We start from the raw sequence: 19290 nt of genomic DNA, 5'->3' as shown, positions 1-19290 counted from the left end.
CCTCTCAGACGATTCCGGCTTCGGTGAGCTCGGCCAGCTCGGCGCCGGTGAGGCCGAGCAGTCCGGTGTAGACCTCCGCGTTGTGCGTGCCCGGCTGAGCGGGCCCGGCCCAGCGCACTGCGCCCGGCGTACCGCTCAGCACCGGCATCACCCCAGGCCCCAGTACGTCCTTGCCGATCGCTTCGTCGAAGTGCGGCAGCAGCATGTCGCGTGCCTGGAATTGCGGATTGGCGACGACGTCGGCGACGGTGGCGACCGGACCGACGACGACGCCGGCGGCTTCGAGGATCGAGGTGAGCGTGGCGGAATCGTGGCGTGCGGCCCATTCGCCGACGAGCGCGTCGATCTGGTCCTGATTGCGCCCGCGCGCCACGTGGGTGGCGAACCGCTGGTCGGTCACGAGGTCCTCGCGCTCCATCGCCGTGCACAGCCGCGCGAACACCGTGTCCTGGTTGGCGGCGATGACGATCCAGCGTTCGTCGGCGCAGCGGTAGAGGTTGGACGGCGCGAGCCCGTCGAGCCGCGTGCCCGACGGTTCGCGCACCAGCCCGGCGGCGTCGTAGTCGGGGATCACGGACTCGAGCATCGCCAGGCACGCCTCGGCCAGCGCGACGTCCACGACCTGGCCGCGCCCGCTCGCCCCGCGTGCGTGCAGGGCCGCGAGCACCCCTTGCGCGGCGAACATCCCGCCGAGCGAATCACCGAGCGACAGCGCCGCGCGCGGCGGCGGGCCGCCCGGGAACCCGTTGAGATAGCGCATTCCGCCGATCGCCTCGGCGACCGACGCGTAGCCGGGCCGCTGGGCGTGCGGGCCGGTCTGCCCGTAGCCGGAGACGCGGGCGAGGATCAGGCCGGGGTTGCGTGCGGCGAGTACGTCGAAGCCGAGGCCCCAGCGCTCGAGCGTGCCGGGCCGGAAGCTCTCGACCACGACGTCGGCGGTGTCGACCAGGCGCAGGAACAGCTCGCGTCCCTCAGGCCTGCGCAGATCGAGCGTGACGCAGCGTTTGTTGCGGGCGTGGACGGTCCAAAAGAAGTGGTGCCCGTCGAGCTCGGCCTGGCCCCACACGCGCAGCGGGTCGGGCCGGTCGGGGGCTTCGAGCTTGATCACGTCCGCGCCGTGGTCGGCGAGCAGCCGGCCGCAGAACGGCCCGGCGATGAGCGTGCCGAGCTCGAGAACGCGGATCCCGGCGAGCGCGCCGGCGGGGAGGTCGGTGGCAGACACGACGCACACCGTAGGAACGCGGGCGCGCGGCGAGATATCCGATCGCGGTGGCGGGTTATCCGTCCTGTGCGCCGCCGGGGAAAGCCGGTCCGCGCGCCGCGGCTATTCGCCCGCGGTTGGCGGATGGTGCCGGGACGGAACTGCTCTTACCGTTGCGGCGCATGGACAACCGGACACGCACCGAGCCGCCGCAGGTCGAGCCCACGCACATGCGGGAGGTCCTCGGGCACTTCGCCTCCGGCGTCGTGGTCGTCACGGCCCTCGCGCCGGGCGGCCCCGCCGGGTTCACTTGCCAGTCGTTCAGCTCGCTGTCCCTCGACCCGCCGCTGGTGTCATTCGCGCCCGCCCGCTCGTCCACGAGCTGGCCGAAGATCCGTGCGGCCGGCCGCTTCTGCGTCAACGTCCTCGCCGACGGCCACGCCGAGCTGAGCAGCGCGTTCGCCCGCTCGGGCACCGACAAGTACGCCGGCGTCGAGTGGCGCCCGGCCCCGTCCGGCGCGCCCATCCTCGACGGCGTCGCGGCGTGGATCGACTGCACTCTGGAACACGAACACGCGGGCGGGGACCACACGATCGTCGCCGCCCGCGTGCGGGCGCTGGGCGCGGATCCCTCGCGCGCGCCGCTGCTGTTCCACCGCGGCGCGTACGGGATCCGCTCGGAGAACTGAGCCGCGGCTCAGGCCGACACGGCCCGCAGCGTCTCGCGCGGCAGCTCACCGAAGCGTTCCCGGTACTGCTGCGCGAAGCGGCTCTGGTGGAAGAAACCCCAGCGCAGCGCGATGTCCGTGACGCGGGTGAGCCCCGGGTCGCTGCGCAGCAGCTCGGCCCGCACGTGGTCGAGGCGGATGCGGCGCAGGTGGTTCATCGGTGACTCGCCCAGCACCTGCTGGAACGTGGCGTGCAGCGTGCGCACGCTCATGCAGCCGACCTTCGCCAGCTCCTGCGGAGTGAGGGGCTCGTCGGCGTGGGCTTCCATGTACTCGATCACCGGGCCGAGCCGGCTCTGGCGCACCGGGTCGTCGGGTGCGGTGAGGTCGTCGGTGAACTGGTGGCGGCCCGCGTGCAGCACCTGCGTCATCACGAACGCTTCGAGCTGCTCCCGCGCGATCGGCATGTCCGCGAGGCCGCCGGGACGGTCGAGCTCGCGGGCGAGGAACTCCACGGACGAGAGCAGCGTGCTGCCGGCGGGCGTGGTGAAGTCGATGCCGAAGTCGAAGTCCAGCACCTCGTCCACGGGGCGGTTGAGGTGCTCGCCGAGGTGGCCCTCCAGCGTCCGGCGGCCGATCTTGAGGATGAGCTGCGCGGCGTCCGGCGACCAGCGCACGGTGTTGACCTGGTCCGGCAGCAGCACGACGCCGCTGGTGCGCGCGCGCGTGGTGGCGCGGCGGCCGTCGGTGCGGTCGGCGTCGGTGCGTCCGGCGATGGTGAGGTTGACGTGGTAGCAGTCCTCGGTCGGCGGCATCACGAGCTTCGCGCACGACTGGTAGCTGAGGTAGCCGACGGTGAACATGCGGTCGGCGGTGGAGTTCAGCGTCATGTCGAGCTCGTTGCCGGGCACCGTCAGGTCGTGGTCCAGGTAGATCCTGGTGACCGCGTCGCGGGCCTCTTCGAGCGAGCGGGTGCCGAGCACCCGGTAGCGCGACAGGGGCGCCTCGGCCGGGACGGCCTCGGGACGGGCAGCCATCCGACACCTCCTTGTGTCGTCCATCTGCTCAGTGTCGGTTCTGTCCGGTGGCCTCGGCGGCGAGACCGGTGGTCCGGGTCCGCTCGACACTAGGTGGTCGCCGCGGCCCCTTACTAGCCCGAAAGCGCGTGGCGCTATCCGCTGAGTGCAGCACTGCCCGGCTGCGTGTGCTTCTCGTCTCGCCGGGTGGGACGGGCACCTTCGCGCTGAGCGGATCCGAGGCTGCCGTCCGGGGATATCGGCGGGCCGCCGCCGATCCCTAGCGTTTCCCGGCATCCCCAGGCGCCAGCCCCCTGCAACGAAGGAGAGGTCGATGACGACCACCTCAGCGCCACCGCTGGAGGAACTCAAGCTCTTCATCCACGGCAAGTCCGTCGATGCCCGTTCGGGCCGGACCTTCGAGTCGCAGAACCCCTACGCCGGCAAGCCGTGGGCCCGGCTCGCGGACGGCGGTCCCGAGGACGTCGACGAGGCCGTCGCGTCGGCCCGGGCGGCGTTCGAGGGCGAGTGGGGCGCGATGACCGGCTTCCAGCGCGCCGCGATCATCCGCCGCTGCGGCGACGCGATCTCCGCCAACGCCGAGCGCCTCGCCCGGCTGGAGGTCAACGACTCGGGCAAGCTGCTGCGCGAGATGCTGGGCCAGCTCAACAGCCTGCCGCAGTGGTACTACTACTTCTCCGGCCTGGCCGACAAGATCGAGGGCCGCACGGTCCCGCCGGTCAACCCGAACTACTTCGGCTACACCCGCCGTGAGCCGGTCGGTGTCGTCGGCGCCATCACGCCGTGGAACTCGCCGCTGTTGCTGCTCACCTTCAAGCTGGCCCCCGCCCTCGCCGCGGGCTGCACGATGGTGGTCAAGCCGTCGGAGCACGCGCCGGCCTCGACCGTCGCATTCGCCGAGGTGCTGCACGAGGCCGGGCTGCCAGCGGGTGTGCTCAACGTCGTCACCGGCTGGGACCGCGCAACCGGCGAGGCCCTGGCCAAGCACCCGGGCATCGACAAGGTCGCGTTCACGGGCTCGTCGGCGACCGGCGCCAAGGTCGCGCAGGCCGCGGTGGCGAACTTCAACCGCGTGACGCTGGAGCTCGGAGGGAAGTCGCCGCAGGTCGTGTTCCCGGACGCCGACCTCGACGCGGCCGCCAACGGCCTGGTCGCGGGCGTGTTCGCGGCCACCGGGCAGACCTGCATGGCCGGCTCGCGCCTGATCGTGCACGCCGACGTCCACGACGCGCTGGTCGAGAAGGTCGTCGCGCGGGCCAACGCCATCAAGCTCGGCGACCCGACCGACGCCGCCACGGAGATGGGCCCGGTCGCCAACCGGCCGCAGTACGAGAAGGTGCTCGGCTATCTGCAGGGCGCGGCCGCCGAGGGCGCCACGTTCGCCTGCGGCGGTGAGCCCGACGCCGCTCGCGGTGGCCTGTTCGTGAAGCCGACCGTGGTCACGGGCGTGACGGCGGAGAACACCATCGTCCGCGAGGAGGTGTTCGGCCCGGTGCTGGCCGTCTACCCGTTCCACGACGAGGACGAGGCGCTCAAGCTCGCCAACGACACGCCCTACGGCCTGGCCGGCGCCGTCTGGACGAAGGACGTGCACCGCGCCCACCGCGTCGCCGCGAAGCTGCGCGCGGGGACCGTGTGGATCAACGCCTACCGCGTGATCGCCCCGAACATGCCCTTCGGCGGCTACGGCGCCAGCGGCATCGGCCGGGAGAACGGCGTCGACGCGATCAACGAGTACACGGAGAACAAGTCCGTGTTCGTCGAGCTCACCGGCGGCACCCGCGACCCGTTCCAGCTCGGCTGAGCCACCCCCCATTCCGCGAAGGAGACCCCCATGACGATGACCGCCAACGAACGCCTCGGCCTCGCCCCGACGGACCCGCGCCCGGCGGACGAGACCCGGCCGCTGGTGGACCGGGCCGAGACGAACCCGCTGTTCGGCGACCAGAAGATGAAGCTGGGCCTGTTCGGCACCAACTGCTCCTACGGGCTGATCATGAGTCACGCCCCCAGCACCTACAAGATCACCTGGGAGCACACGCGCGAGATCGCGCAGCGCGCCGACGGCCTCGGCTTCGACGTGCTCGTGCCGGTCGCGCGCTGGAAGGGCTTCGGCGGCTCGACGAACTTCAACGGCAACTGCTTCGAGACCTACGCGTGGGCCGCCGGCCTGGCCGAGGCGACGGAGCGGATCGCCATCGCGTCGACCTCGCACCTGCCGACCGTGCATCCGATCGTCGCGGCGAAGGCCGCCACGACGATCGACCACATCTCGGGCGGTCGCTTCGCGCTCAACCTGGTGATGGGCTGGGTGCCGCCGGAGATGGAGATGTTCGGCGGCGAGCAGCGCCAGCACGACGAGCGCTACGCGTTCGGCCAGGAGTGGATCGACTACGCCATCCGGCTGTGGACCGAGGAAGGTTCGTTCGACATCGCCTCGAAGTACTTCCAGGGCAACGACGTCGAGGCCTACCCGAAGCCGCACCAGGCACCCCGCCCGGCGCTGCTCAACGCGGGCAACTCGCCCGCGGGCATCGAGTTCTCCGCGCGCAACGTGGACATCAACTTCGCCTCGCTCGACACGCTGGAGAACATCAAGGCCTACACCGCGAAGGTCAAGGCCAAGGCCCGCGACGACTACCAGCGCGACATCAAGGTCATGACCTACGGCCTCGTCGTCTGCCGCGACACCGAGGAAGAGGCCAAGCGCGCCTTCCAGCAGGTCGTGGACGAGGGCGACTGGGGTGCGGCGGGCAACGTCATCAAGATCGCCGGGTCGGGCGCGAGCCAGTCGTTCGACCACGCGGTGAAGGAGATGCAGGAGCGCTTCATCGCCGGCTGGGGCGGCTACCCGATCGTGGGAACTCCGGAGCAGGTCACCGAAGAGCTCGGCGCGCTCAACGAGGCCGGGATGGAGGGCATGATCTTCGGCCTCATCGACTACAACGAGGAGCTGAAGTACTTCGGCGACAACGTGATGCCGCTGCTGAAGCAGGCCGGTCTGCGCCACTGAATCCTGCGGCCGGACGTGCGGTTCCGGGCGGGTGGCGGAGCCGTCCGGAGCCGAACGCCTTTCCAGGCTTGCGAAAAGCGGCGGTAGGATCACCGGCCGCGATTTGCGAGGATGGGTGGTGTGAACAGCCCGGACGAGCTGGCGTCGACGCTGCGGGGCTGGCGGGAACGGCTGGTACCCGGCCGGGCCGGCCTGCCGGTGCACGGGCCGAGACGAGCGCGCGGGCTGCGGCGCGAGGAGTTGGCCGTGCTGGCCGGGCTTTCGGTCGACCACGTCGTGCGCCTGGAACAGGGCCGCGCGCCGGCTCCCGGGGTGCAGGTGTGCGTCGCGCTCGCGCGGGCGTTGCACCTGTCCGACGCCGAGCAGGAACGGCTGTTCCGGCTCGCCGGCCATGAGCTGGGCGGCGGCCGCGTCGGGCGGCTGGTGCCCGAAAGCACCCGGCGGCTGCTGGAACGCCTCGACGACCACCCGATCGCCGTGCACGACGCGATGTGGACACTCATCGCGTGGAACCGGCCGTGGGTGGGGCTGCTGGGCGAACCGGCCGCGCGCGAAGACGAGCGTAACGCCGTGTGGCGCCACTTCACCGGCTGCCCGACGCGCACGGTGCTGACCGCGGCCGAGCGCGAGGACTACGAGACGGCGCTGGTCGCCGACCTGCGGCTCGCGCAGTCGCGCTACCCGCGTGACCCGGACCTGTCGGCGCTGGTCGGACGGGTGGGCTCGGTGAGCGAGGGGTTCCGCAGCCGGTGGGACACGCCCGGCGTCGACGACCTCGCGCGCCAGCCGACGTGCCTGACCGTGGTGCACCCCGACGTCGGGCGGCTAGACCTGGACCGCGACGTGCTCGCCAGCCGCCACGGCGACCTGCGGATCGTCGTCTGCACGGCGCGGCCCGGCACGGAGTCGGCCGCGCGGCTCGCATTGCTCGGCGCTCTCGAGTTCGAATCCATGGCCCCGCCGGGTTAGGAACTATCGGCGCTCGAGGTCCGGTGCGGTGAACCCGCCGATCTCCCGCTCCAGCAGCTCGGCCAGACGCAGGGGAGTGCGGTCCTCGAACATCGGCCCGACAAGCTGGACCCCGACCGGCAGTCCCGCGTCGTCGAGGCCCGTGGGCACGACCGTGGCCGGCAGACCCGGCAGCGTGGCGAGGCCGGCCCACACCAGCTGATCGCCGTAGCCGTGCTCGACGCCGTCGACGACGACGCGCCGCAGCTCCTGGTGCGGTGAATGGTCGTGGGCGAACGCGTGGGTCGGCGAGGCCGGGCAGAGCACCACGTCGTACTCGGCGAACACGGCGCGCCAGGCGTGGCGCTGCCGTTCGCGGGCGAGGTCGGCCGCGAACCAGTCGCGGTAGCTCAGCCGGGTCCCGCGCACCCGGGCGGCGTGGAGGCTGTCGTCGCCCGGCGGGAGGTCCGCCAGCAGCTTGCCGAACCGTTCGTAGACCTCGGCGGGGAAGTTCGTGCCGAAGGTGGCGAACAGCAGCCGCAGGTACAGCCGCGCCGATTCGGCCAGGTCGGGCACCAGCCCGCTGCCGGGGTCCACGCGGGCGCCGGCCGCGGTGAGCGCGTCGGCCACGCGGGTGAGGCCGGCACGCACGCTCGCCGACGTCGGGATGTCCGGGTGGTCTTCGAGCACGAGCACGCGGAACTCCGCCAGGCGCTCGTGGCGGGCCGGCGGCAGGCGCAGCTCGTAGGCGACCCCGAGCGTGAGCGGATCCGGCTCGGCGAGCAGGTCGAGCAGCACACTCAGGTCGGCGGCGCTGCGCGCCATCGGGCCGATCACGGCCAGGTCCACCTCGGTCGGCAGCGCGGGGGCCGGCGGCGGCGTGTGGCCTCGCGAGGGCAGCAGCCGGTACGACGGTTTGTGCGCGTAGACGCCGCAGAAGTGCGCGGGGGTGCGCAGCGAGCCGCCGATGTCCGAGCCGATCGACAGTGCGCCGAACCCCGCGGCCAGTGCGGCCGCCGAGCCGCCGGACGAACCGCCGGGCGTGCGGGCGAGGTCGAACGGGTTGGCCGTGGTGCCGTAGATGTCGTTGTAGGTCTGCAGATCGCCGAGGGCGAGCGGCACGTTGGTCTTGCCGAGCAGCACCGCGCCGGCCGCCTTGAGCCGGGCGACGGGCAGCGCGTCCTGGGCCGAGACGAAGCCCGCGAACGGCGGGAGACCCCACGTGGTCGGCAGCCCGGCCACGTTGAACGACTCCTTGACCGTGATCGGCACGCCGAGCAGGGGACCGTCCGCACCGCGGGCGCGCGCCGCGTCGGCCGCGCGGGCGGCGTCGAGCGCGCGGCCGAAATCGGGCACGCAGATCGCGTTGACGGCCCCGTCGTACTTCCCGATGCGCTCGATCGCCGACTCGGCCAGCTCGACGGCCGTCACCTCGCCGGCGCGCAGGGCCGCGCCGAGCTGCCCGGCCGAAAGCAGGGTGGCGTCCATGCGTTCCTCTCGCGACGTCGGCGTTCGAGGGCGACGTTAGCGGCTCGTCCGACCGGCCGTCCCGGACTTCGCCGGACTATCGTGGCGCGGCGGGAAGTCGCTCGCCTCGCGGATCTCACATTCGGGCGCGCCCGCGCGTCTACCTGGTGAGAGGCGAGAAGAAGGGAACGGGGACATGAGCGTTCGGCACACGGTCACGGCGTCGCCGGTCGGCGACCTCACGCTGGTCGCGGACGGCACGGCGCTCGTCGGGCTCTACTTCGAGGGCCACAAGCGCGAACCGCGGCTGGCGAGCCTGGGGCCGCGCTCGGACGAGGGCTTCGCCGAGGCGATCCGGCAGCTGGGTGAGTATTTCGCGGGGGAACGCCGGGAGTTCGACCTCGAGCTCGCGCCGCGAGGGTCCGGCTTCGAGCGCAAGGTGTGGGGCCTGCTCACGAAGATCCCGTACGGCGAGAAGCGCACGTACGGCGAGCTCGCCGCCGAGCTGGGCGACCCCGGCGCCGCGCAGGCGGTGGGCAACGCGAACGGCTGGAACCCGATCAGCATCGTCGTGCCGTGCCACCGGGTGGTCGGCGTGAGCGGCGGCCTCACCGGGTACGCGGGCGGCGTGGACCGCAAGCGGTTCCTCCTGAGCCTGGAGGAGCCGCCAGCCGAGGACGACGGCAGGCTGTTCTGAGCTCGCGCCCGTTCGACGAGCTCGTCGCGGACCACGGGACGATGGTGCTGCGGGTCTGCCGGGCGGTGGTGGGCCCGCACGACGCCGAGGACGCGTGGTCCGAGACGTTCCTGGCCGCGCTCAAGGCCTACCCCGATCTGCCGGCCGGTGCCAACGTGGCGGCGTGGCTGGTCACCATCGCGCACCGCAAGGCCGTGGACATCACCCGCGCCCGCGCGCGCCACGCCGTGCCCGTGGAGCGGACCCCCGACGAGCCGAGCCGCACCGGCCGTCCGGAGGACTGGGACGGCGACCTGTGGGACGCGCTGGCCGCGTTGCCGGACAAGCAGCGGGCGGCCGTCGCGTACCACTACCTCGCCGGGTTCCCGTACGAGGAGGTCGCTGCCATCACCGGCGGCACCGCGGCCGCCGCCCGCCGCGCAGCCGCCGACGGGTGAAGGCCCTGCGCGCGGCGTCGCGCCGAGGAGAGCTGGAAGGAGCAGCGCCATGACCACCGATCTGTTCGCCGCGCTGCCGGTGGACGATGAGACCGCGCAGGACCGCCTGCGCGCCCGGCTGATCGCCGCGGCCGCACGCGACGGTCTGCTCGACGTCGCGTACCGCACGGTCGACTCGCCCGTCGGCCCGCTGCTGCTGGCCGCGACCGGTGCCGGGCTCGTGCGGGTCGCGTTCTCCGTGGAGGACCACGGTTCCGTGCTCGCCGAGCTGGCCGCGGCCATCAGCCCGCGGGTGCTTTCCGCGCCGGCCCGTCTGGACGCGGTGTCTCGGGAGCTCGACGAGTACTTCTCCGGCCGGCGCCACGCGTTCGACGTCGCGGTGGATCTGCGGCTGGCCAAGGGTTTCCGCCGCGAGGTGCTGCGGCGGCTCGGCGAGATCCCGTACGGCAGCACGCGCAGCTACTCCGAAGTCGCCGCCGCGGCCGGCAGTCCCCAGGCGGTGCGCGCCGTCGGGACGGCGTGCGCGCGCAATCCGGTGCCGCTGGTCGTGCCGTGCCACCGCGTGGTGCGTTCCGCCGGCAGCTCCGGGCGGTACCGCGGTGGTGAGGAAGCGAAACTGGCGCTGCTGGCCTTGGAAACGACCGCCTGACGCGAATTCGTCAGCGGTGGTCCTGGGCGAGGCCGTCGGCGGCGTCGAGGCCGAGGATCGCCAGAAGCAGCGCGCAGTCGTCGACGTCCTCGGCCGAGGAGGCGACCAGGCGGACCACGTGGCGGCGCTGATCGTCGGGGAGCTCGTGGGCGCTGTGCAGGTCGGCGACGGATGGCACCGTCGTGCGCTTCACGGCTGCCCGCCAAGGATGACGGCGCAGGTGTGTGGGGCAGAGGTCCATGGGGCAGAGGTCCATGGGGCAGAGGTCCATGGGGCAAGGGCGGTCATCGGGCCCTCCGTTCTTCCGGCCGCGGGTGCTGCCGCCGGGGACCGGGGCGGACCGTTCAGCATATCCCGTTCCCGGCTTGCCCGGTGGGGTGACGAGCACCGGGAAAACGCTTCCCCGCGGACTCCGAAGAGGCTCCCGTCCACTGTGGATCTTCGATTCGGACACGGACCGTGCCCGGCCGCTCGCCGGAACCACCCGGGTGGCCGAGCGACCGCCGGCCTGCGCGGGCCTAATCTGTGAACTTCTTGCCCAGGACCCCGGCGACCGAAGATGTTTTTCACGCGGGATCGGGGTGACCGGCGGTGTTGGGGGACGACAGTCCGCGCGATCCGTCCGTTGAGGGCGGCGATCTGAAGACCGGAAGCGCTTTCCATGGCTGGCCGTTGCGCCACGGTGGCGGGTATCCGCGGGGCTGGCAGGTGCGGTATCGGTGCCGGGTGCGCCGTACTGCTCGGGAATCCGCAGAACCGTTGTGGCAGGAGAAGACGGGCACGATCGCGGGCCGCAGCCTGCGCGACGAGCACACCAGCACCACGTGGGTCCCGGTGCGCCCGCGCGGCGCGGCTGCCGACACCCCGGTGAGCCTGGTGCGGGCCACGGACATCCTCGACGCCCGCCCGCCTTCCGGGAGGGCGAACCGGGCCGGGGAAAGGCCTTGGCCGGCCTGATGATCCACTGAGGACGGTGCGACTGTTCGGGTGAAAAACCCGGGAACCGGAAATCATGAGGTAGATTCGCGACGAGGGCGTCAGCCCGCCCCCGGAACAGGCTTCCGCAATCCTGGGGCCGGTGAAGGGTGGAGGCGGATGACCAACGGAATCGAGACGGAAACCGCGCCGTTCGCGGTGGGGCGGAAGTTCGCCTACCTGGCTCGGGAAGACGACGGCGTGACCGTGCGGACCGGGGTGGTCGCGGGCGAGTGCGTCGACGCGGCGGCGGTTTCGCACGTGCCGATCGTCGACGCCGAAACCCCGGATCCGAGTTCCAGCAAACTGGTTCCGGTCACGGACGTCACCGACGTGGCATCGGGCCGTAACCGCCATTCGGCGGGGAACCGGCCGCGTTCGTTGCCCTGGCGGGTTTTTCACGTCGGGCGCCACCGGCGCGCCTGAGCGGGTTCAGCGTGCGGCGCCGGACCGGATGACGGTCGTCGGGCCGGGCGGGGGAGATTCCACGGAGTCGTCGGGGGCTTCGTGGGCGACTCCCGCCCTGTCGAGGACGCTTGTCACACCGGGGTTTCCGGCGCGCACGCGGAACCGTTCGCCGGCGAGCGCGGCCACGGACTCCGGGCCGAGGGAGGTGCACGCCGTCAGGTCCACCACCACGGCCGCGGCGCGCAGGGTCACGGCTTCGGCGAGGTGCGCGGCGAGCACGGCGTCACCGGCGGGACTGAGCGCGCCGGAGACCTCGACGGTCACGAGCCCTGCGCTCACGAGCGTGCGCACTCGCGAAACCCCAGGCGGTGCAAGGGCTTGCGGTACGTCGGCCTTCGGCTGGTTCTCCACGGACATCCCGCGCCTCTCCCCGAATCCGCGGTGACCGGGGGCTGGGGTCCACGTGTTCGGCCAGTCTAACCGGCCGGGCGGGGCGTAACCTCGGTCCGTGGCCGGACCGCGGGTGATCACCGTCTTCCTCGTCGACGACCACGAGCTGGTGCGCCGCGGCGTGGCCGACCTCGTGGAGGACGAGGACGACCTCACGGTGGCCGGCCAGGCCGCCTCCGTCGCCGAGGCACTGGCCCGGATTCCCGCTGTGCGCCCGGACGTCGCGGTACTCGACGTCCGCCTCCCCGACGGCGACGGCGTCCGCCTGTGCCGCGACCTGCGCGCCACGCTGCCCGGCCTGCGCTGCCTGATGCTCACGTCCTTCACCGACGAGCGCTCGATGGTCGACGCGGTCCTGGCCGGCGCCGACGGCTACGTCATCAAGGACATCAAGGGACTCCAGCTCGTCGACGCCGTCCGCCGCGTCGCGGCCGGCCACAGCCTGCTCGACGAACGCGCGGTCGCCGCCCTGATGGCGAAGCTGCGCGAGAGTACCCGAGGCCCCGGCCCGCTCGCCGCGCTGACCGACCAGGAGCGCGTGCTGCTGGACCTCATCGGCGAAGGGCTGACCAACCGGCAGATCGCCGAACGGATGTTCCTGGCGGAGAAGACGGTGAAGAACTACGTTTCCCGCCTGCTCGCCAAACTCGGTGTGGAACGCCGCACCCAGGCGGCTGTTCTCGTCACCGCGCTCCACGACGAGGAACGCCGCGCCGGAGGCTGATCACTGCTGCGGGAGAACGTCCGTTCCCCTCAGGAGGTCGCGATTTCACCGGGTATCGCACGCGAGGTCACCGAAACCGGTGCGGTGGTGCACCTGCACTACACCGTGCCGCCGCGCGGCCGGCCGCCGGTCTGGCGAAAAGCGTTGTGCGGGCCGGTGATCACGGTCGATCGGGAGAGAACGGTCGTTCTCCGCGTGTGTCGGTGCACTCCGCTCGGGCCGGGGGATCACGGCCAGCCGCGGGAGAACGGGCGTTCGTCGCTCGCGACCACTGCGTCGAGACCGATGTGGGGTCGCAAAGGGACGGGCGCTCCGTGGCCGAGGCGCAGCAGGGTCTGGGGCCACATGCCGCCGCCGAGAAGGCGGCGCAGGTCCCGGCGGCGGGCGGGGGTGAGGGTGTCGGACCAGTGGGCGGCGGACAACCCGGCGGCCGCCGCCGTGAGCAGGACGCGTTGCACGGCCTGGCCGGCCTGCAGCTGGGCGAGCGGGGTGTCGTGCAGCGAGCCGACGGCGACGAGCAATCGCCCGGGCGCCGCGGCGAAGTCGGTGCACGCGGCGCCCGCGGGAAGCATGATTTCGCACAGCTGCGGCAGTTGTGCGTCGCCGATCGTGGCGAGCCAGGCGCGTTCGAGCTCGGCCGCCTTGCGAAGTTCGCGTTGCACCGCCGGGGGCACCAGGGCCGCGCTGAACGGGCTGCGGTTGCCGCGCCTGAGCCGGATGGCTTCGACGAGGCGGCGGTCGATCGGCGTCACCGGTTCGAGCCCGCGCGGGCGCACGACGGCGAGCAAGTCGGGCCGCGTGGCGGTGGGCAGCAGCCGCACGTCGGGGTGGCAGCCCTGGGCCTTCACCGCGAGCCGGAGGTTCAGCAGGGCCGCGCCGCAGTCCAGCAGCTGCCCACGGCGGCCGCCCGCGGGCGGGCCGGCGTGGAGCTCGATGGACCCCGGCGTGCACAGGAACCGCCACGGCCGGGTGTCGTGCAGGGGCGGCGGGGTCGTCGCGGCGAGCAGCACGGACCGGACCTGGCGCGCGCTCAGCCGCCCGACGGGTATGACTCCGGCCTTCATGGGTCACCTCCGCCTCCGATCCCACCCTGCGCCCGCGCGGCGGGCCGGGCTAGTGCCGAACGTCCCGCGCGCCGGGTCCAAGGTCGCCGTTCACGGGTGACCCCGGGCCCGGATCGGTGTGCCACAGTGACGGGATGCCGGAGGTCGACCGGGTATCCGCGACCGCTCCGGCCGGGGAACGCGACCGGCTGGACGCGCTGCTCACGGCCGTCCTCGGGCTGTCCGCCGGCCTGGAGCTGGACGGCACGCTGCGCCGGATCGTGGCGACCGCCGCGGACCTCGTCGACGCCCGCTACGGCGCGCTCGCGGTGCTCGACGCCGACGGCGCCACCACCGGCTTCGTCGTCACCGAACTCGACCACCTCGACCGCGCGCGGACCCGTCGAGCCGGCCGCACTTCGCTTCGCGTCGCGCTGCGAGCGCGCGGCACGCTGCTGGGGCGCCTTTACCTCACCGGAAAACGAAGCGGCACAGGGTTCACCGACGACGACGAGCAAGCCCTCGCCGCGCTCGCGGCCGCGGCCGGCATCGCCGTCGACAACGCGCGGCTGTACGAAGAAGCCCGCAACCGCCAGCGCTGGCTCGAAGCCACCGGCGAGATCTCCGCCGCTCTCCTCGGCGGCACCGAGATCAGCGAAGTCCTGCGCCTGATCGCGAGCCGCGCCGCCGGCCTCACCGGTTCCGTCGACGCGCTGATCGCCGTGCCCGCCACCGAAGACGCACTCGTGGTCACCGTTTGCGCCGGTCCCGATTCCGACGCCCTCACCGGCCGCCGGATTCCCGTCGCCGGGTCGACGTCCGGTGCCGTGCTGCGCGACCACGTGCCGCGCAGCGTCTCCGGGCTCGCCGTGGACCTCGCCGACGGCCCGCGCGTCGACCTCGGCCCCGCGCTCGTGGTGCTGCTGCGCTCCGGTGAGTCGATCGCCGGGGTCCTGCTCGCCGTTCGCGCTCCCGGCGCGGCGCGCTTCGACGAGCAGGAGCTGCAGATCGTGTCGGCGTTCGCCGACCAGGCAGCGCTCGCGCTGCGCGACGCCGGGAACCAGGCCGCCCGCCGCGAGCTCGACGTGATGACCGACCGAGACCGGATCGCCCGAGACCTGCACGACCACGTGGTGCAGCGGCTGTTCGCGGTCGGGCTGCAGATGCGGGACACGCTGCGCCGGGCGGGGACGCCGGCCGTCGCGTCGCGGCTGAGCCGGCACATCGACCAGCTGCAGGAGGTCATCGAGGAGATCCGCAGCGCGATCTTCGAGCTGCACGCGGCCCCGGGGCGCCGTGGCGGCCTGCGCGCGAGCCTCCAGCAGGCCGTCACCGAAACGACGGGCGACTCGGCGATCCGCACCGCCGTGCGGCTGTCCGGCCCGCTCGAACGGGTGCCGCCGATCCTCGCCGAGCACGCGGAAGCCGTCGTTCGCGAAGCCGTGAGCAACGTGCTGCGCCACGCCCGCGCCGGCGAGCTGGCCGTCACCGTGACGCTCGGCGACGCCCTCGTCGTCGAAGTGTCGGACACGGGGGTGGGCCTGCCGGCGGGCGTGGCGCGCAGCGGCTTGCGCAACCTCGAGCAGCGCGCGACCGAGGCGGGCGGCACGTTTCGCGTGGAGTGCCCGTCCTCGGGCGGCACCCGTCTCGTGTGGACGGTCCCCGTGCGCCCGGCTCACGCGGTGGTCTCCGGAGGGTCACGGTGAAGCGCCCGCGGGCCGCGGCCCTGGTGGGCGCGGTCACAGCGTGCGACAATCGAAGCCTGTCCTTCCCCTTGGGGCGCGGCCCGGCGCCGACTCCGGATCTCGGCGAGGCGGATCTCCTCCACCGAGCGCCCGGAGATTCCGCACGGGTCGCACCCGCAGTGCGCCACCCGCCCACCTCCGGCGGTTTCCGCGCAGCGGAGTCCACTTCGGACCGAAGCGGGCACCCGCGGCCTCGCCGGTGGCCGAGGTGAAGGAGGTCCGACCGTGAACCCCGTGAACCCCGTCTACCCGGTCCGAGTCGAGGCCGAGCTGGACGAACCGTTGTCGCGCTGGCTCTGGCTCGTGAAGTGGCTGCTGGCGCTGCCGCACCACCTCATCCTGGCGGTCCTGTGGATCGCCTACCCCTTCGTGGGCATCGCGGCGTTCTTCTCGATCCTCGTGACAGGCCGCTATCCGCGTTCGCTGTTCGAGTTCACCGTGGGCGTGCTGCGGTGGAGCTTCCGCGTGCAGTACTACTCCTACGCCGCGCTCGGCACCGACCGGTACCCGCCGTTCACGTTCGGCGACGTGCCCGAGTACCCGGCGCGGCTGCGGGTCGAGTACCCGCAACGGCTCTCCCGCGGGCTCGTGCTCGTGAAGTGGTGGCTGCTGGCGCTGCCGCAACTCATCCTCGTGGGGCTGTTCGTCGGCGGCGGCACGTGGCTGTTCACGCGGTCGGGCCGGTTCGACTTCACCTGGGCGGCCGGCGGTCTCGTCGGCATCCTGGTGCTGATCGCCGCGATCGTCTTGCTGTTCACCGGAAAGTACCCGCGCCCGCTGTTCGACTTCATCCTCGGGCTCGACCGCTGGGTGCTGCGGGTGGCCGCCTACGTGTCGCTGCTGACCGACCGTTACCCGCCGTTCCGGCTCGACCTGGGCGGCGGCGAGCCGGGCGGACCGGCGCCCTCGCCGGAACCGCTGACGCAGCCGCCGCGCGGTTCCGCGACCGAGTCCGGGATCGAGCCTGAGACACAGCCGTTCGCCCCGCCCCCCACACCACCGGAGAGCGGATCCGGCCCGGCGGCCACGGGCTGGACGGGCGGCCGCATCGCCGCCGCCGTCTGCGGCGCGGTGCTCGTGCTGCTCTCCACCGGTCTCCTCTCGGGCGGCAGCGCGCTGATGTGGGCCGACCGCAACCGGCGCGACGCCGACGGCTACTTCTCCGGATCGGCCCCGTTCAGCGCTTCGGGCTACGCACTCGCGAGCGACCCCGTGCAGCTGCACGGCCTGGGCACCGGCGGGCCGGACCTCGCGGCGATCGTCGGCGACACCCGGATCCGCGCCACCGCAGTGGACGCCGCGCAGGGCGTTTTCATCGGCATCGCGCCCGCCGCGAGCGCGGCGCGGTACCTCGCCGGCGTCGAGCACACGACCGTGACCGATCTCGGCGACCGTGGCGCGGTCGGCGTCGACAACCCAGGCGGCGCGCTCACGACCCCGCCGCAGCAGGCCGGCATCTGGGCCGGCCAGGCGTCTGGTCCCGGCACGCAGTCCGTGGCGTGGCCCGTGCGCGACGGGGACTGGACCGTCGTGGTGATGAACTCCGACGGCTCCCGCGGCGTCGCCGTCGAGGCGGAGGCCGGCGCGACCGTGCCGGCGATCGGCTGGCTGTCGGTGCTGCTCGTCGTGGTCGGCGTGGTGTTCCTGGCCGGTGGCGTGGCGTGCATCTGGCTTGCGGCCCGCGGCGCTTCGGCGCACCGGGCGCGCACGCCCGTGCCGGTGACCGAAGGAGGTCCCGGCGACGGGAGGCGAGGACCGTGAACCGTTCGGCCGACTGGTTCAGGCGGATGTGGCACGCCCTGTTCCCGCGGGGCGACGTGGTGGTCCGGCCGTCGGACCGGTTCCAGGCGGCGGTGCTGGCCGCCTTCGTGGTGCTCGCGGTGGTGGCGGTGCCGTTCGCCGGCGTCCTCGGGTCGGAAACCGCCGCGCAGCGCGGAAAACAGGCCGCCGAGGAAGCGGCGAGCCGCCACCGCGTCGAGGCGACGCTGCTCGTCTACGGGCCGCCGCAGCAGGCCGTCGGCCCCGACGGCCTGCCGAGTGGACCCCAGCCGCGCGACGCCCGGTGGCGGTTGCCCGGCGGCGGTTTCCGCGTCGCGCAGGTCGACGCGGACCCGCTTACCAAGGCCGGCGACCCGGTCGTGGTGTGGCTCGACCGTGCCGGCGACCAGGTGCCGCCGCCGCTCGACCCGCGCACGGCCCCGGTCGAGGGCGTGATGACGGGATTCGGGGTGTGGGCGGGGTTCTGCGCGCTGCTGAGCCTGCTCTACGGAGTCCTCGTCCTCGGGCTCGACCGCATGCGGCTCAGGCACTGGGAGCGGGAGTGGACGCTGGAGCTGGACGGCAAGACGAGATCCTGACCGGCCGGAGACGAAGAACGACCGGAGAAACGACCGGAGGAAGGCGGGATGGCGGATGCTCACCATGACCCGATCGGCGATCGCGGCGATCGACCGGATCACCGAGGCCCACCACGTCGGGCGGCGCGGTGGCTGCCGCCTGGTCCTCGACGGGCCGCCCCGTGCGGGGGCGGCGGTCGAGGTGGAGGTGGCGACGTGTCCGGGCACGGGCGATGACGTCGTCGCGATCGACGACACGCAGCTGTTCCTTTCGCGCGAGGCCAGGGTGGGGCTCGCGGAGAAGGTTCTCGACGTCCGGGAGGACCTGGAGGGCCACTACACGTTCCTGATCGAGAACGCGGGTCGGTGACCTCGGCGTGACCCCGGTCGCGCCCCTCTCGCGCAAACGCAGTTCTCACTGGGTGAGGGACCGCATGCTATCGCCCGGCTGGAATTGGACGCGTCCGAGGAAAAAGGGCCAATATGGGCACTTACGTGCGAGATCGGGGAGGTGACCGCCGTGGCCGACCGGGAACGGCTGGTGATCCGGGCGTTCGTCACGATGGCGGACACCCTGGTCGAGGGGTACGACGTAGCCGACCTGTTGCAGAGCCTGACGCAGCGGTGCGTCGAGCTGCTCGAGGTCGGGGCGGCCGGGCTGACGTTCGCCGACGAGCAGGGGATCCTCCGGGCGCTGGCGTCCCCGGCGGAGCAGGACGGGCTGCGGGAGCTGGTCAAGCTCGGTGTCGACGAGGGCCCAGGCGTGGACTGCTTCCGGTCGGGGGCCGCGGTGCACGCGGCCTCGATCGGCGCGGACACCCAGCGGTGGCCACGGTTCGCTGCAGCGGCGCGACGGGCGGGGTTCGCCTCGGTGGACGCGCTGCCGCTGCGGCTGCGAGGGCTGACGATCGGTGCGCTGAACCTGTTCGGCCGCACGGCGGTACCGGCCGAGGACCTCGAGCTGGCGCAGTGCCTCGCGGACACCGCCACGATCGGGATCCTGCAGCAACGCGCCATCCGCCGCGGCGAGGTGCTCTCGGGCCAGCTGCAGTCGGCGCTGAGCAGCCGCGTGATCATCGAGCAGGCGAAGGGTGTGCTGTCGGTCAGCGGGCGCCTGTCGATGGCGGACGCGTTCAGCGCGCTGCGCCGGTACGCGCGCAGCAACAACGCCCGGCTCAGCGAAGTCGCCCGCTCGCTGGCCGAACGCGAGCTCGACCCGGCTGTCGTGCTGACGCGGGCGTACCGCGGGAACTGATCACGGGCTCGCCCGCTCCGCCGGAGCTTTCTCCCCGGCGATCGGCAGTCCGGATCCGACCGTCCTTTGTGGACATTCCGGACCTCGCGCCCGGAGGCGGTCGATCATCCTCTGTGCCTCGGCCTCGGTGAACCGGCCCTGGCGCACGTAGCCGACGATGGCGGCCACGGTGCTCAGGTGCGGTTCGGCGATGCCCGTCAAGTCCACGGAATCCACGGCGGCCCCTCACCCCGTTGG

22 protein-coding genes are annotated in these 19290 nt (G+C 72.8%); 15 read left to right on the top strand and 7 right to left on the bottom strand.

The features are described from left to right. Positions 1-4 precede the first annotated feature (4 nt). Positions 5-1222, bottom strand: coding sequence for a CaiB/BaiF CoA-transferase family protein (locus tag AB0M56_RS18450; protein ID WP_364177286.1), 1218 nt, complete (start codon positions 1220-1222; stop codon positions 5-7). 161 nt (positions 1223-1383) lie between these two features. On the opposite strand from AB0M56_RS18450, the gene AB0M56_RS18445 reads away from it, so the two are divergent. After that, positions 1384-1890 carry a flavin reductase family protein gene (locus AB0M56_RS18445; protein WP_364177283.1) on the top strand — a complete coding sequence of 169 codons (507 nt, stop codon included), beginning with the start codon at positions 1384-1386 and terminating at the stop codon, positions 1888-1890. Between the two features lie 8 nt (positions 1891-1898). Here the strand turns inward: AB0M56_RS18445 and AB0M56_RS18440 are convergent, their stop codons facing one another. Then, positions 1899-2906, bottom strand: coding sequence for an AraC family transcriptional regulator (locus tag AB0M56_RS18440; protein WP_364177281.1), 1008 nt, complete (start codon positions 2904-2906; stop codon positions 1899-1901). Between the two features lie 313 nt (positions 2907-3219). Between AB0M56_RS18440 and AB0M56_RS18435 the strand changes: the two genes are divergently transcribed. From AB0M56_RS18435 to AB0M56_RS18425, 3 genes are all read left to right on the top strand, one after another. Further along, positions 3220-4710, top strand: coding sequence for an aldehyde dehydrogenase (locus AB0M56_RS18435; protein ID WP_364177278.1), 1491 nt, complete (start codon positions 3220-3222; stop codon positions 4708-4710). A gap of 30 nt (positions 4711-4740) precedes the next feature. Continuing rightward, positions 4741-5919: an LLM class flavin-dependent oxidoreductase gene (locus tag AB0M56_RS18430; RefSeq protein ID WP_364177275.1), complete on the top strand. Its 1179-nt coding sequence runs from the start codon at positions 4741-4743 to the stop codon at positions 5917-5919. A gap of 120 nt (positions 5920-6039) precedes the next feature. Further along, the gene (locus tag AB0M56_RS18425; RefSeq protein WP_364177272.1) at positions 6040-6888 is read left to right on the top strand and encodes a helix-turn-helix domain-containing protein; all 849 of its coding nucleotides are present in this window, start codon (positions 6040-6042) and stop codon (positions 6886-6888) included. A 3-nt stretch (positions 6889-6891) separates the two neighbouring features. Here AB0M56_RS18425 and AB0M56_RS18420 read toward each other — a convergent pair whose 3' ends face one another. Next, positions 6892-8355 carry an amidase gene (locus AB0M56_RS18420; RefSeq protein ID WP_364177269.1) on the bottom strand — a complete coding sequence of 488 codons (1464 nt, stop codon included), beginning with the start codon at positions 8353-8355 and terminating at the stop codon, positions 6892-6894. A 175-nt stretch (positions 8356-8530) separates the two neighbouring features. Between AB0M56_RS18420 and AB0M56_RS18415 the strand changes: the two genes are divergently transcribed. From AB0M56_RS18415 to AB0M56_RS18405, 3 genes are read left to right on the top strand one after another with little or no spacing between them, the layout of a single operon-like run. Beyond that, complete coding sequence (locus tag AB0M56_RS18415) at positions 8531-9031, top strand: methylated-DNA--[protein]-cysteine S-methyltransferase (protein ID WP_364177266.1); 501 nt, start codon at positions 8531-8533, stop codon at positions 9029-9031. Between the two features lie 41 nt (positions 9032-9072). Continuing rightward, positions 9073-9468, top strand: coding sequence for an RNA polymerase sigma factor (locus AB0M56_RS18410; protein ID WP_364177263.1), 396 nt, complete (start codon positions 9073-9075; stop codon positions 9466-9468). 49 nt (positions 9469-9517) lie between these two features. Next, positions 9518-10117 carry a methylated-DNA--[protein]-cysteine S-methyltransferase gene (locus AB0M56_RS18405; RefSeq protein ID WP_364177260.1) on the top strand — a complete coding sequence of 200 codons (600 nt, stop codon included), beginning with the start codon at positions 9518-9520 and terminating at the stop codon, positions 10115-10117. A 10-nt stretch (positions 10118-10127) separates the two neighbouring features. Here AB0M56_RS18405 and AB0M56_RS18400 read toward each other — a convergent pair whose 3' ends face one another. After that, positions 10128-10310, bottom strand: coding sequence for a hypothetical protein (locus AB0M56_RS18400; RefSeq protein WP_364177257.1), 183 nt, complete (start codon positions 10308-10310; stop codon positions 10128-10130). Between the two features lie 533 nt (positions 10311-10843). On the opposite strand from AB0M56_RS18400, the gene AB0M56_RS18395 reads away from it, so the two are divergent. Further along, positions 10844-11074, top strand: coding sequence for a hypothetical protein (locus AB0M56_RS18395; RefSeq protein WP_364177254.1), 231 nt, complete (start codon positions 10844-10846; stop codon positions 11072-11074). Between the two features lie 138 nt (positions 11075-11212). Then, on the top strand, positions 11213-11518 hold the full coding sequence (locus AB0M56_RS18390) for a hypothetical protein (protein WP_364177251.1): 306 nt from the start codon (positions 11213-11215) through the stop codon (positions 11516-11518). Between the two features lie 6 nt (positions 11519-11524). Here AB0M56_RS18390 and AB0M56_RS18385 read toward each other — a convergent pair whose 3' ends face one another. Next, the gene (locus AB0M56_RS18385) at positions 11525-11917 is read right to left on the bottom strand and encodes a hypothetical protein (RefSeq protein WP_364177249.1); all 393 of its coding nucleotides are present in this window, start codon (positions 11915-11917) and stop codon (positions 11525-11527) included. A gap of 106 nt (positions 11918-12023) precedes the next feature. Between AB0M56_RS18385 and AB0M56_RS18380 the strand changes: the two genes are divergently transcribed. Further along, positions 12024-12674 (top strand): response regulator transcription factor, encoded by a 651-nt coding sequence (locus tag AB0M56_RS18380; protein WP_364177681.1) that lies wholly within the window; start codon positions 12024-12026, stop codon positions 12672-12674. A gap of 227 nt (positions 12675-12901) precedes the next feature. On the opposite strand, the gene AB0M56_RS18375 is transcribed toward AB0M56_RS18380, so the two are convergent. After that, positions 12902-13738, bottom strand: coding sequence for a hypothetical protein (locus tag AB0M56_RS18375; RefSeq protein ID WP_364177246.1), 837 nt, complete (start codon positions 13736-13738; stop codon positions 12902-12904). Between the two features lie 134 nt (positions 13739-13872). Between AB0M56_RS18375 and AB0M56_RS18370 the strand changes: the two genes are divergently transcribed. From AB0M56_RS18370 to AB0M56_RS18350, 5 genes are all read left to right on the top strand, one after another. Beyond that, complete coding sequence (locus tag AB0M56_RS18370; RefSeq protein WP_364177243.1) at positions 13873-15423, top strand: GAF domain-containing protein; 1551 nt, start codon at positions 13873-13875, stop codon at positions 15421-15423. Between the two features lie 264 nt (positions 15424-15687). Continuing rightward, positions 15688-17223, top strand: coding sequence for a DUF4389 domain-containing protein (locus AB0M56_RS18365; RefSeq protein WP_364177241.1), 1536 nt, complete (start codon positions 15688-15690; stop codon positions 17221-17223). Continuing rightward, positions 17220-17819, top strand: a complete 600-nt coding sequence (locus AB0M56_RS18360) for a hypothetical protein (protein WP_364177239.1) — start codon at positions 17220-17222, stop codon at positions 17817-17819. The genes AB0M56_RS18365 and AB0M56_RS18360 overlap by 4 nt, the downstream gene beginning before the upstream one ends. Positions 17820-17883: 64 nt before the next feature. After that, complete coding sequence (locus AB0M56_RS18355; RefSeq protein ID WP_364177236.1) at positions 17884-18168, top strand: hypothetical protein; 285 nt, start codon at positions 17884-17886, stop codon at positions 18166-18168. A 150-nt stretch (positions 18169-18318) separates the two neighbouring features. Further along, complete coding sequence (locus tag AB0M56_RS18350) at positions 18319-19053, top strand: GAF and ANTAR domain-containing protein (RefSeq protein WP_364177233.1); 735 nt, start codon at positions 18319-18321, stop codon at positions 19051-19053. On the opposite strand, the gene AB0M56_RS18345 is transcribed toward AB0M56_RS18350, so the two are convergent. Continuing rightward, positions 19054-19269, bottom strand: a complete 216-nt coding sequence (locus AB0M56_RS18345) for a hypothetical protein (protein ID WP_364177230.1) — start codon at positions 19267-19269, stop codon at positions 19054-19056. Positions 19270-19290 lie beyond the last annotated feature (21 nt).

Source organism: Amycolatopsis sp. NPDC051372, from assembly GCF_040682095.1.
Lineage (GTDB): Bacteria > Actinomycetota > Actinomycetes > Mycobacteriales > Pseudonocardiaceae > Amycolatopsis.
Note: the sequence above shows the minus strand (reverse complement) of the source record. Positions and strands in the feature narration are given on the sequence as shown.

Coding starts and splice junctions, on each gene's coding strand:
- AB0M56_RS18445 (WP_364177283.1), top strand. CDS start 1,384: ATGGACAACCGGACACGCACCGAGCCGCCGCAGGTCGAGCCCACGCAC.
- AB0M56_RS18440 (WP_364177281.1), bottom strand. CDS start 2,906: ATGGCTGCCCGTCCCGAGGCCGTCCCGGCCGAGGCGCCCCTGTCGCGC.
- AB0M56_RS18435 (WP_364177278.1), top strand. CDS start 3,220: ATGACGACCACCTCAGCGCCACCGCTGGAGGAACTCAAGCTCTTCATC.
- AB0M56_RS18430 (WP_364177275.1), top strand. CDS start 4,741: ATGACGATGACCGCCAACGAACGCCTCGGCCTCGCCCCGACGGACCCG.
- AB0M56_RS18420 (WP_364177269.1), bottom strand. CDS start 8,355: ATGGACGCCACCCTGCTTTCGGCCGGGCAGCTCGGCGCGGCCCTGCGC.
- AB0M56_RS18415 (WP_364177266.1), top strand. CDS start 8,531: ATGAGCGTTCGGCACACGGTCACGGCGTCGCCGGTCGGCGACCTCACG.
- AB0M56_RS18410 (WP_364177263.1), top strand. CDS start 9,073: ATGGTGCTGCGGGTCTGCCGGGCGGTGGTGGGCCCGCACGACGCCGAG.
- AB0M56_RS18405 (WP_364177260.1), top strand. CDS start 9,518: ATGACCACCGATCTGTTCGCCGCGCTGCCGGTGGACGATGAGACCGCG.
- AB0M56_RS18390 (WP_364177251.1), top strand. CDS start 11,213: ATGACCAACGGAATCGAGACGGAAACCGCGCCGTTCGCGGTGGGGCGG.
- AB0M56_RS18385 (WP_364177249.1), bottom strand. CDS start 11,917: ATGTCCGTGGAGAACCAGCCGAAGGCCGACGTACCGCAAGCCCTTGCA.
- AB0M56_RS18375 (WP_364177246.1), bottom strand. CDS start 13,738: ATGAAGGCCGGAGTCATACCCGTCGGGCGGCTGAGCGCGCGCCAGGTC.
- AB0M56_RS18370 (WP_364177243.1), top strand. CDS start 13,873: ATGCCGGAGGTCGACCGGGTATCCGCGACCGCTCCGGCCGGGGAACGC.
- AB0M56_RS18355 (WP_364177236.1), top strand. CDS start 17,884: ATGACCCGATCGGCGATCGCGGCGATCGACCGGATCACCGAGGCCCAC.